11 protein-coding genes are annotated in these 11,221 nt (G+C 36.2%); 3 read left to right on the top strand and 8 right to left on the bottom strand.

Going from position 1 to position 11,221, the window contains the following annotated elements:
• The first annotated feature begins 51 nt into the window (after positions 1–51).
• Both adhP and EGH73_RS08445 read left to right on the top strand, forming a co-directional pair.
• A complete protein-coding gene (gene adhP, locus EGH73_RS08450; protein WP_123281456.1) occupies positions 52–1,086 on the top strand; it encodes an alcohol dehydrogenase AdhP in 1,035 nt (344 codons plus the stop codon).
• Between the two features lie 72 nt (positions 1,087–1,158).
• Positions 1,159–1,548 carry a DUF779 domain-containing protein gene (locus EGH73_RS08445; protein ID WP_089768420.1) on the top strand — a complete coding sequence of 130 codons (390 nt, stop codon included), beginning with the start codon at positions 1,159–1,161 and terminating at the stop codon, positions 1,546–1,548.
• 230 nt (positions 1,549–1,778) lie between these two features.
• On the opposite strand, the gene EGH73_RS08440 is transcribed toward EGH73_RS08445, so the two are convergent.
• On the bottom strand, positions 1,779–2,993 hold the full coding sequence (locus EGH73_RS08440) for a dicarboxylate/amino acid:cation symporter (RefSeq protein ID WP_123281455.1): 1,215 nt from the start codon (positions 2,991–2,993) through the stop codon (positions 1,779–1,781).
• A 156-nt stretch (positions 2,994–3,149) separates the two neighbouring features.
• On the opposite strand from EGH73_RS08440, the gene EGH73_RS08435 reads away from it, so the two are divergent.
• Positions 3,150–4,400, top strand: coding sequence for a CinA family nicotinamide mononucleotide deamidase-related protein (locus tag EGH73_RS08435; RefSeq protein ID WP_089768416.1), 1,251 nt, complete (start codon positions 3,150–3,152; stop codon positions 4,398–4,400).
• 91 nt (positions 4,401–4,491) lie between these two features.
• Here EGH73_RS08435 and EGH73_RS08430 read toward each other — a convergent pair whose 3' ends face one another.
• From EGH73_RS08430 to EGH73_RS08405, 7 genes are all read right to left on the bottom strand, one after another.
• Positions 4,492–5,235 (bottom strand): dienelactone hydrolase family protein, encoded by a 744-nt coding sequence (locus EGH73_RS08430; protein WP_123281454.1) that lies wholly within the window; start codon positions 5,233–5,235, stop codon positions 4,492–4,494.
• A 12-nt stretch (positions 5,236–5,247) separates the two neighbouring features.
• Entirely contained in the window at positions 5,248–6,420 is a 1,173-nt protein-coding gene (locus tag EGH73_RS08425) for an MFS transporter (RefSeq protein ID WP_245985480.1), read from the bottom strand.
• A gap of 3 nt (positions 6,421–6,423) precedes the next feature.
• A complete protein-coding gene (locus EGH73_RS08420; protein ID WP_123281453.1) occupies positions 6,424–7,368 on the bottom strand; it encodes an aldo/keto reductase in 945 nt (314 codons plus the stop codon).
• 10 nt (positions 7,369–7,378) lie between these two features.
• Positions 7,379–8,371, bottom strand: coding sequence for an alpha/beta fold hydrolase (locus tag EGH73_RS08415; protein ID WP_123281457.1), 993 nt, complete (start codon positions 8,369–8,371; stop codon positions 7,379–7,381).
• Between the two features lie 121 nt (positions 8,372–8,492).
• The gene (locus EGH73_RS14000) at positions 8,493–8,666 is read right to left on the bottom strand and encodes a DUF6157 family protein (protein ID WP_184808088.1); all 174 of its coding nucleotides are present in this window, start codon (positions 8,664–8,666) and stop codon (positions 8,493–8,495) included.
• Between the two features lie 7 nt (positions 8,667–8,673).
• Positions 8,674–9,465, bottom strand: coding sequence for a DUF2971 domain-containing protein (locus EGH73_RS08410; protein ID WP_184808087.1), 792 nt, complete (start codon positions 9,463–9,465; stop codon positions 8,674–8,676).
• A 28-nt stretch (positions 9,466–9,493) separates the two neighbouring features.
• Positions 9,494–11,074: a sodium:solute symporter gene (locus EGH73_RS08405; protein ID WP_123281451.1), complete on the bottom strand. Its 1,581-nt coding sequence runs from the start codon at positions 11,072–11,074 to the stop codon at positions 9,494–9,496.
• Between the last annotated feature and the right edge of the window lie 147 nt (positions 11,075–11,221).

The raw sequence follows: 11,221 nt of genomic DNA, 5'->3' as shown, positions 1-11,221 counted from the left end.
TTCCTAAATGCACAACAGGTAACAGTAATTAACCATTAAAAAAATTAAATTATGATTCCAAAAACAATGAAAGCGGCCGTTGTACAAGGTTACGGACAGCCATTGAAAATTATGGAAGTTCCGGTAAGAGAACCCGGACGCTATGAAGTATTAGTAAAAGTAATTGCCTGTGGTGTTTGCCATACAGACTTACACGCTGTAGATGGAGACTGGCCTGCAAAACCAAAAATGCCATTGATTCCGGGACACGAAGGTGTAGGAATTGTGGTGGCCTGCGGACCGGAAGCTCAGGTAAAAGAAGGCGATGCAGTTGGAGTGCCTTGGTTGTATTCGGCTTGTGGATGCTGCGATTATTGTATCACTGGATGGGAAACATTGTGTGAAGCTCAGCAAAACGGAGGCTACAGCGTAGATGGAGGTTTTGCAGAATATGTGATTGCAGATTCCAGATATGTAGGACATTTGAAAGATAATGTAAACTTCCTAGAAATCGCTCCGATTCTTTGCGCTGGTGTAACAGTTTATAAAGGACTTAAAGAAACCGAAACAAAACCTGGAGAATGGGTTGCCATTTCCGGAATCGGTGGATTAGGGCACGTTGCTGTTCAGTATGCGAAAGCAATGGGAATGCACGTGGCAGCAATAGATGTTGCGGATGATAAATTGGAATTGGCTAAAAAACTAGGTGCGGATTTAGTTGTAAATGCCAAAGAAACCGATCCTGGAACCTATCTTCACAAAGAAGTTGGAGGAATGCACGGTGCATTGATTACCGCTGTTTCTCCAATTGCTTTCAAACAAGGGATAGATGTTTTGAGAAGAAAAGGAACGATTGCGCTCAATGGACTTCCGCCGGGTTCTTTCGAACTTCCGATTTTCGAAACTGTTCTTAAGAGAATTACTGTAAGAGGGTCTATTGTTGGAACCAGAAAAGATTTACAGGAAGCATTAGATTTTGCAAACGAAGGTTTGGTAAAAGCAACTGTGACTTCTGCAAAACTGGAAGACATAAACGATGTTTTTGATAAGATGAAAGCCGGACAAATCGACGGACGTATCGTTCTGGACATCGCTGGACAAAATTAATTTATTGTTATTTGAGTTTTAAGCCCGGCAGATTTTGTTTGTCGGGTTTTTATTAACTTTAAAAGAAAAAATATGGAAACCAAAGATAAAATTGCAAGACTTTCTGTAACCGAAAAAGCTTTAGAAGTCATTTGGGAATTAGAAAAAAAACACGGTGAACTGATGTTTTATCAAGCGGGTGGATGTTGTGAAGGAACTCAGCCACAATGTTTCGAAAAAGGTGGCTATTTCCCAAGAATGAATGACGCAATGATTGGCACCATCAATGGTCACGAGTTCTGGATAGACCGCGACTTGTTCGAATATTGGAAATATTCCCACTTTACCTTGGATGTTTTGGATGGCTGGGGGCCGGGTGGATTTTCTCTAGAAACGCCTTTGGGTAAAACATTTAAAGTTCAGTATAGATTATTTACTCCGGAAGAGCTGGAAATTCTGGAGCCTGTGAAGCGGAGTGAATAGTTTGCTAAAGATTTAGCAAGCCACGAAATGGCGAAATGTCGAAAGAAATATATATGTCCACTATCGAAAGGTGCGAAGTAACGACATCTAAAAAAATCCAGCGAATTTCTAACTAGCCCCGATGGGAACGGCATCCTTTTTTGTTTTCTTGATTCTTGCTTCGATTAAATGACAAATATTATGAAAACAAAAAAGATATAGTGGACAGCGGGAAATAGCTCCTAAAAAATTTAAACAACTTCGGTTTTTACAAATTTAGAGACAATCATACTTGCCAAAATATTCCCAACAGAATTGAGAACAGTCGCCAAAGGATCTACCAAAGTTCCGATAATAATGACTGCTGGAACAACATCTGGTGGAATTTTGTAAACCGAAATCATCAGCATTTCGCCAATATAACCGCCATTGGGGATTCCGCCAGCGACGGCGCTTACGAAAACAGTGATTCCGAGAGCCATTATGAGATTCATTGGTTCGAAAAAATTCCAGCCGAGCAATTGGAAAGCGACATAAATCTTGATAATCGAAGAAATAGACGAACCATTTTTGTGAATCGTAATTCCAATTGGAATTACAACATTGGCAATAGAAGCAGGAACGCCCATTCTTTTTGCAGATTCAATAGCGACTGGCATTGTTGCCAAACTACTGCAAGTACTGATAGCAGTTGCAGTTGGCAAAAGGCTTTCTTTCCAAAAGGCTTTCACACCATTTCCAGATTTCCAAATGAAAGCATAAAGACTGAAGAATACAATGAAATAAATAGTTCCAGCGATATAATACAATCCCAAAGGTTTGGCATAAAATCCAAAAAGTTGAGGTCCAATCGTTCCGACTTGATAAGCAAAGTAAGCGCCTAATCCAATCGGTGCAACTTTCATTATCAATAACAAAAGCTGTTTCATCACTTCGTTTCCGGATAGGATGAAGTTTTGGAACAGTTTTCCTTTTTCTCCTGACTTCCTAATGGAAATTCCAACTAAAAAAGAGAAGACTAGCAATGCTAACATATTCTGTCTCGAGAACAAATGATAGAACTCGCTGACAGTGAAGAAACCTACAATCTGGTCATTGATGCTGGCGTTATTCTGAAGATTTTCTGAGATGGTTTCGCTGATGTTTTTCGGCGTTTCGATTGGGAAAAAGTAAACCATAATAATACAAAACGTTGCCGAAATCAATATAAAACTCAAGAAAGTCAAAGCCATTGTTCCAATGATTTTGCCCAATTGATTTTGTTGTTCGATACCAGAAATGGCAGAAACAATCGCAAAAAATACGAGTGGAATAACGGTTACAAATAATAGATTAAGGAAAATGTCGCCAATTGGTTTCAGATAAGTGACGAAATCAGGTGCGAAAATCCCAACCAGACTTCCGATGAAAATTCCGATGAGAAGCAGAATTATGTTGCTATAGTTTTTCCAGAAAGAAGAGTTCATCCGTAAGTTTTAATCAAAGATAAAATAAAACCACACAGGCACATAGAGATAAATCAATTTTTATAAAATAACATAGTCATTAACGTCTCTATTTAATCTAAAAAAACTATGTGTCTATGTGGTTGAAAATATAAAATATTTCCGAGATTTGTCTCTATGAAAACAGCAGTTCTGATTACTATCGGTGACGAAATTCTTTCGGGAAATACCGTTGATACCAATTCCAATTTTATTGCCACTCAGCTCAAAGAAATAGGGATAAAAGTACTTTCTATATTTACAATTCCTGATGAGGAAAGTGCCATTGTTGCCACCTTAGGAAGAGCTTTTGAAATGTCTGATGTGGTTTTTACAACCGGCGGATTGGGTCCAACGAAAGATGATATTACCAAAAAAGCTTATGCTGATTTCTTCGAAGATGAAATGATTTTCTCTGACGAAATCTATGAACATCTCCGAGCTTATCTCGAAAAAAGAAACCGACTTTGGATTCTGGAACATAACAAAGACCAAGCAATGGTTTTGTCCAAAGCAAAGATTTTCCTCAATTATTTCGGAACTGCTCCTTGTATGATTTTGGAAAAAAATGCAACTTATTGTTTCAGTTTGCCGGGTGTTCCTTACGAAGTAAAACCTTTAGTCAAAGACCAAATTATTCCATTTCTGAAAGAAAAATTATCGCTGAGTCATATCGTGACTAGAATTGTTTCTGTGGTCGATATTCCGGAAAGTATTTTGTCAGAAACCATTGAAGAATGGGAATTGGCTTTACCAAAACATATCAGTTTATCTTATTTGCCAGTTGGAACAAGAGTCAAATTAAGATTAACAGCTTCCGGAAATTCACAAAAATTGCTGAATGCAGAATTAGAAAACGAAATCACAAAATTATTTCCTTTGATTGGAGGAAACATCATCGCGACTCAGGAAGATAAAATTGAAAAAATTCTTGGCGAAATTTTATCCGACAAAAAACTGACCATCTCAGTTGCGGAGAGTTGTACTGGTGGAGAATTGGCACATTTGATTACATCCGTTTCCGGAAGCTCCAGTTATTTTTTGGGAAGCGTTGTAACATATGCGACTCAAAAGAAAATCGATCTTTTGAATGTTAATCCGAAAACAGTTGAAGAATTCACAGTGGTGAGTGAGCAAGTGGCATCAGAAATGGCGATTGGCTGTCAGGATTTGTTTAAAACAGATATTTCGGTTTCTACAACGGGCGTTGCCGGTCCTGGAAAAGGCGAAGATGGGAAAGATGTTGGAACTGTTTTTTATACGATTAGAATTGGTAACGAAGAAGTAACTTCTAAGTTATTTTTGCCGCATCTGGAAAGATTGGATTTTATGAATTTTGTTTCTCAGAAAGTGGTGCAGGATATCATTTCATTGCTCATCAAAAAATAATTGATTTTCTTTTTGCCCCAACCCTAAAGGGAGTAAGAAAATCAATTGACTCCCTTTAGGGTCGGGGAAATCAATTGATTTTTAGTTGAGATTATTTTAAAAATTCTTTAAGGAAAGTCAAGGTATGATTCCAAGCGCGTTTTGCCATTACTTCGTTATAATCCGGAGATTCTGGATTGGTAAAAGTATGTTTGGAATTGGCGTAAGTGATGATTTGAAAATCTGTTTTTCCGGTTTTCAGTTCCGTAATTAAGTTGGTTAAATCTTCCGGTTTTACATTTTCGTCATCAGCAGGATGTTCTACCAGAACTTTGGTTTTTATCGGAACATTTAATCGATCATTACCTTTTGCCAATCCACCGTGAATGGAAACTACTCCGGAAACTGGAAATCCTGCTCTTGCCGTTTCCAAAGCACCGGTTCCGCCAAAACAATAACCAATAACCGCTATTTTTTCAGGATTAGCGCCCTGTTTTTTTAACTCTTCCAAAGCTACCGAAATCCTTTGCTGATAAGCTTTGTAATCCTGTTTATAGCTTCCTGCAATTTTTGCCGCTGCGGCATTGTCAGCAGGGATATTTCCTTCGCCATAGATATCAGCAACAAATGCGATGTAACCTTGTTTTTGTAATTCGGTTGCTGCGTTTTTTGCTTCATTATCGATGCCTTTCCAAGCGGGAAGAATCAAAACGCCGGGAAGCTTTTTTCCTGCATTGGACGTTACTAATCCATTTAGTTTTTGTTCACCGTCTTTGTAAACAATGGGTTTTAAGTTTTGAGCTATTGTAAGATTTAATCCTAAAAATAATGTTAATAATGTGATTGAACGTTTCATATTTTCATTTTATTAATTTGATTTTATTGCTTTAAAGAGATTCATTAAAAATACAATTAAACTAAAAGCAACGAGTTGAATTCCAACATAATGCCATCCTCCGGTTTCCCAACATTTTAAGCCAATAAAAGTTCCAATCGCACCGCCAGCAAAATAAGAAGTCATATAAATCGTATTGATTCTGCTGTTCGCTTTTTGGTCTAATCTGTAAATCAAAGCAACATTCGTCACTTGAATAGATTGAACACCAACGTCGATAAAAATTACAGCCAAAATAATTGATATTAAATAATTGGGGAACAGAAGAATAATAACCGAACCTGCTAACAAAATAATACTTGCAATCAATTGTGTTTTCCCGGAACCTCCTTTGTCAGAAGCTTTTCCAATCATTGGTGCGACTAAAGCGCCTGCAATTCCCAGCATTCCGAAAAGTCCGATGGTATCAGAACTATAATTGTAAGGTTTTTCTACCAAAAGAAATGTCAATGTTGTCCAAAATGAGCAAAAAATGGAGAACGCAATTCCGCCCATTAATGCTAATAATCTTAGTTGCGGAAATCGTTTTAATTGATAAAACGATGATGAAATTAATTTAAAATACGAGTCTTTGAACGTGGGTTTTACATTCGGTAATTTGAAATAGACAAAAGCTAAAGAAAAAATCGAAAACCCTGCCGAGATATAATACACCATTTTCCAATTGCTCCATTCAGAAATATAACCACTGAAAACTCTTGCCATCAAAATTCCGACAAGGATTCCTGTGAAAATAATCCCGACATTTTTTCCTTTTTCATTACCTGATAATTCGGCTGCCATTGGTAAGATAACTTGCGCTGCCACAGCGGTCAAACCCAATAATAAACTAAATAAAAAGATGAAATAATAATTGGAAACTAGTCCGATTGCTGCAAGAATACAGAATAATATCGACAGCAAAATCAGAATTAAATTCTTACGATTGACTTTGTCGCCTAATGGAACTAAAGTCAGTAATCCTGCGCCGTAACCGACTTGTCCCAAGCCGACCATAATTCCCATTTTGCTTTCTGTGACTTTGAAAGTTTCTGCAATCTCATGCAGAATTGGCTGTGCATAGTAGATATTTGAAACACAAATTCCTGCTACGACAGCCATTCCCAGAACCTGAGCTTTACTCAGTTTCGATTGTTCTTCTATCATTGATTATTTTGAAGCTTGATTAAGAATTTCCAAATCCTCCGAATCTAATTCTAACTTCGGAGCATCGAAAATGGTCTGCAATTGTCTTTCGCTGGTCGCGCTTACGATTGGAGCTGTAATTAATGGATTTGCTAACAACCAAGCTAAAGCAACTGTTGCGGGTTGAGACTGGTGCTTTTCAGAAACTTTATCCAACGCTGCTAAAACTGCTTTACCTTTATCATCAAAATATTTCTTGATTCCGCCACCTCTTGCTGTTGTTTCAAAATCAGCTTCTGTTCTGTATTTTCCTGTTAGGAAACCTGCTGCCAAAGACCAGTAAGGGAATGCACTTAATCCAAATTTTTCTACTAAAGGCGCATATTCTGTCTCAAATTTTTCTCTTTCTACCAAATTATAATGTGGCTGAAGTGCTACATATTTTGTAAAATTATTTTTCTCAGCGACTTCAAAAGATTCAATTAATCTTTCCGGAGAAACATTGGACGCGGCAATATATCTTACTTTTCCGGCTCTCACAATTTCGTCATAAGCTGATAAAGTTTCCTCCACAGGAGTTTTGTTATCATCAAAATGCGTGTAATACAAATCGATGTGGTCTGTTCCAAGACGTTTCAAAGATTCATCAACAGATTTCAAAATATGTTTTTTACTGATGTCGAAGCCGTGTTCTTTGGTTTCAGAACCTACTTTTGTTGCGAGCACAATATCCTGACGATTTTTTCTTTCCTTCATCCATTTTCCGATGATTTCTTCGGATTGTCCGCCTTTTCCATTAACCCACCAAGAATAAGTGTCGGCTGTATCGATGAAGTTGAATCCACCTTCTGTGAATTTATTCAAAATATTGAATGATTCTTTTTCATCCAAAGTCCATCCAAAAACATTACCTCCAAAATTGATTGGAGCAATTTCTAAATCTGTATTTTTAATTAATCTTTTTTTCATTTTAAATATTTTATTTCAAAAATTCTTTGACAGGTTTGATGAATTGGTCAAAAACCTCGATGTGAGGGAGATGTCCTACATTGTCGATTTCTACCAATTTTGAACCTTTTATTTTTTGTTGAGTAGCTTTTCCCAATAAGTCGTATCGTCCCATCGTTTCAGCTATTTTCGGATCTTTTACATTGGCTTTTCCAATGGCTGTTCTGTCTCTTGTTCCGATAATTAATAAGGTTGGAACCTTCAGATTTTGAAATTCATAAACCACTGGCTGTGTGAAAATCATATCCGAAGTTTTAGCGTTTACCAAAGCAACTTTTGGATAATCTGGAGCTTTTATCCAGCCTGTTAAAAGATAAACCCATTCGTCATATTCTGGTTTCCATTTGTTGTCGTAATAGAATCCGTTTTGATATTTTTTGGTAGATTCGTAATCGGCTTTTAGTTCGGTTTGATAATTCTTATCGATAGATGCATAAGGCGCAACCAATTTCCAGTCTTCCAGCCCAATTGGATTTTCCAGGATTAATTTCTCAACCGTTTCCGGATACATTAATGTAAATCTTGTCGCCAGCATTCCACCCATCGAATGTCCCAGAAGATAAATTTTATCCAATTTCAATTCATCTAAAATCGCTTTCGTATTTTGAGCCAATTGCTGAAAACTGAATTGATAATCTGTGGGTTTTGATGACTTTCCGAATCCAATTTGGTCAGGAACAACCACCCGATAGCCATCTTTTGTCAAAGCTTGAATCGTTGTTTTCCAATAGGCTCCATTGAAGTTTTTTCCGTGAAGCAGAACAACTGTTTTTCCATTGGGTTTTTCTGGTTTGATGTCCATATAAGCCATTTTCAAATCCTGATTCTGACTTTTAAAAGTCAAAAAATGAACATCGTAAGGATATTGATAATTGGTCAGCATAATATCCAAAACCGGACGTTTTTCTTGACTGAAAAATAAGGTCGAAATAATAAGAAATGTGAGGGCGAAAATCTTTTTCATAAAACAATGATAAAGCTTTTTCGCAACAATAATGATGCCTCTCAAATTGATAAATCAATAAGCATTCATTAACAAAATCTAATTCAAAGCTTGGACATACAGCTCACGAACTCTTTGTTAATTAAAGCAAAATATGAGGCAGATATTTTAGAGGATGTTTAGTAAGCTTCTCGTATTGATAATGGGCAATCGTCTTTTTCTCATTTTTCACCACCGGAATTACCGATGCCAAAACCGGAGAATCTTCCGCGATTTCTATCAAAGTAGTGGTGTAATTGGTTGTGTGGGTTTTCATTTGGAATTTATATATTTTCGATTTTTATATTAAAATCGGGAGTATTTAGATATGCTCGCTTGAACTCTATTTGCTTTATTGGAATTTCTTTTTTTAATTTCTTTATTGTAGCATTAATCTGTTTTTCTTTAACATTACAGCCAAAAATAATCTCTTTTAAATATTTTAAATCGTAATTAATAAATTCATAGCTGATTGATGGCTTTTTTGAAATACTAATTGCTCTATACTCATCTTCATAATCCCAGATTTGAGATTTTGTAGTTAACCAATAAAGAACTATTTTATCTAAATTGGCTTCACCTTCAAGTTTATTAACACTTTTTTGATAACGAACAGGCTTGATAGCAAACTTTTTTGGAATATTAACTGGAAATTTAAATCCACAACAAATTCCATTATGTTTCTCTGCATAATGTGACCACATTAATACATTATCATTCTTTCCAGAAAAACAACAGATTTTAAATTCTTCTCGTTTTTCTTTCATTATCGCATTTTGTTGTCTTTTGATTTCTTTAATTTTTAAACTTCTTCTATCTTTTCGATTGTATTGAGAATGGTTTTGTTTTAATACTTCATCTATATGGCTTGGATTAAATCTAATATTTAAGAGTTTTTCGCTACAATCAAATGGGTCATTAAATTCTATTGGATTTGAAAATTTTAATGATTGCTGAAGTATAATATTATTTATACTTGTTTCAAAACTTGAATAATGATAAAATTTTTCCTGTTCTGATATCTTTTCATAATCTTCAAGGAAAAAATCATTTAATTTTTGTTCTGAAATAGGCATATTAAGATAAAATAAAGAGGTTGATTTATTAAGTATTAACAATATTTTTAACATTCTCAGACCTCACCATCCACAACCCAACAAAAGTCAAAAACCCATTCAGGATAATCAGCTCCACACCAATTCTGTAATCTGTATTATTCGTCACCAGATAATTAATCAGATAAGTCATCACAGGCGCCAAAATCGTCACCGCCAAAATGGAATATTTCTTCGTGATTTGGTACTTCGTCAAAATTCCGAAAGCAAATAATCCCAACAAAGGACCGTAAGTATAACCTGCAATTTCCATAATCAGATAAACAATCGATTTGTCATTAATCGCTTTGAAAACCATTATCAGGACAAAGAAAATCACTGTGAAAGTTAAATGAACTTTCATTCTCAGATGTTTCTTTTGCTTCTCGGTTTTTTTCTGGTCTTCGTTCAGGTTTAATAAATCTACACAATAAGAACTCGTAACCGCCGTCAAAGCACCATCAGCAGAAGGAAACAACGCTGAAATCAAACCGATGATGAAAATCACAGAAAGCGCCATCGGAAAATGCCCTTGTAGCGATAGAGCAGGGAACAAGTCGTCACCCATTATATTTTTAATTTGACCCGCCGAATCCTTGAAGCCAAAAGTATTCGTAATCACTTCTTTTCCGTCAACCATCGTCGAGATTTGTCCGTAATCTGCGCCGTGTTGCATCGCAAAAAGATAAAGCAAACCTCCTAAAAATAAGAACGCCAGATTCACAAAAAGCAAAGTTCCGGCAAAAGTCAGCATATTCTTTTTCGAGTTTTTCAGGTTATCCACCGAGATATTTTTCTGCATCATTTCTTGGTCAAGACCTGTCATTGCAATCGTAATGAACATTCCGCCCAGAATCGTTTTCAGGAAAAATGTTTTAGAATTCACATCTGTATTGATAAAATGCGTGTATTGCTTCTGTTCCAGGATAGAGAACGCTTCTCCAAAAGACAGATTAAGATTAGATAAAATATAAACAATGCAGGCAATCAAACTGATAATCATAAATGACGTTTGTAGCGTATCCGTAATTACAATCGTTTTCACACCACCTTCAAACGTGTAAAGCAAAATCATCAAAAGCAACACAAAAGCCGTTACCCAAAAAGGAACATCAAGCGCTTCCAAAAGGAAAATCTGAAGAATATTCACAACCAAATATAACCTCGCCGTCGCTCCAATCGCTCTCGAAATAATGAAAAACACAGAACCGATTTTATGCGCCTCCACATTGAAACGTTTCCCCAAATAAGTATAAATCGAGGTCAGATTCATTCGGTAATAGAGTGGGAGCAGAATCCCCGCAACGATGAAGTAACCAATGAAAAACCCAATCACCATCATATAATATTCGAAACCGCCAAACGGATTTTCGCCACCCAAAAGTTTTCCCACCGTTCCCGGAACCGAGATAAAAGTCACACCCGAAAGTGACGTTCCAATCATCCCAAATGCCACCAGCCACCACTTACTTTTCTTGTTTCCGATGAAAAAAGACTGGTTGTCCGAGTTACGGCTTGTAAAATAAGAGATGACTAAAAGCCCGATAAAATAGGCAAAAACGAATAAAAGTAGAATAGTTCCCGGATTCATTGTTCAAATTTGAGTTGAACAAAAATAGTTTTTTTTATGAATAAAGCTTTTATTAACCTACATCAATTAATTAAAACCTTTTAAGCATCTAACTTTGTAGTATTAATAAATAAAAAAAATAATTCATTACCCGTAGTGCATTATAAA

Origin of the sequence: Epilithonimonas hominis (assembly GCF_003730015.1) — a bacterium.
GTDB lineage: Bacteria > Bacteroidota > Bacteroidia > Flavobacteriales > Weeksellaceae > Epilithonimonas > Epilithonimonas hominis.
The sequence above is the reverse complement of the archived record's forward strand: the minus strand, read 5'-3'. Positions and strand labels throughout refer to the sequence as shown.

Coding starts and splice junctions, on each gene's coding strand:
- adhP (WP_123281456.1), top strand. CDS start 52: ATGATTCCAAAAACAATGAAAGCGGCCGTTGTACAAGGTTACGGACAG.
- EGH73_RS08445 (WP_089768420.1), top strand. CDS start 1,159: ATGGAAACCAAAGATAAAATTGCAAGACTTTCTGTAACCGAAAAAGCT.
- EGH73_RS08440 (WP_123281455.1), bottom strand. CDS start 2,993: ATGAACTCTTCTTTCTGGAAAAACTATAGCAACATAATTCTGCTTCTC.
- EGH73_RS08435 (WP_089768416.1), top strand. CDS start 3,150: ATGAAAACAGCAGTTCTGATTACTATCGGTGACGAAATTCTTTCGGGA.
- EGH73_RS08430 (WP_123281454.1), bottom strand. CDS start 5,235: ATGAAACGTTCAATCACATTATTAACATTATTTTTAGGATTAAATCTT.
- EGH73_RS08425 (WP_245985480.1), bottom strand. CDS start 6,420: ATGATAGAAGAACAATCGAAACTGAGTAAAGCTCAGGTTCTGGGAATG.
- EGH73_RS08420 (WP_123281453.1), bottom strand. CDS start 7,368: ATGAAAAAAAGATTAATTAAAAATACAGATTTAGAAATTGCTCCAATC.
- EGH73_RS08415 (WP_123281457.1), bottom strand. CDS start 8,371: ATGAAAAAGATTTTCGCCCTCACATTTCTTATTATTTCGACCTTATTT.
- EGH73_RS14000 (WP_184808088.1), bottom strand. CDS start 8,666: ATGAAAACCCACACAACCAATTACACCACTACTTTGATAGAAATCGCG.
- EGH73_RS08410 (WP_184808087.1), bottom strand. CDS start 9,465: ATGCCTATTTCAGAACAAAAATTAAATGATTTTTTCCTTGAAGATTAT.
- EGH73_RS08405 (WP_123281451.1), bottom strand. CDS start 11,074: ATGAATCCGGGAACTATTCTACTTTTATTCGTTTTTGCCTATTTTATC.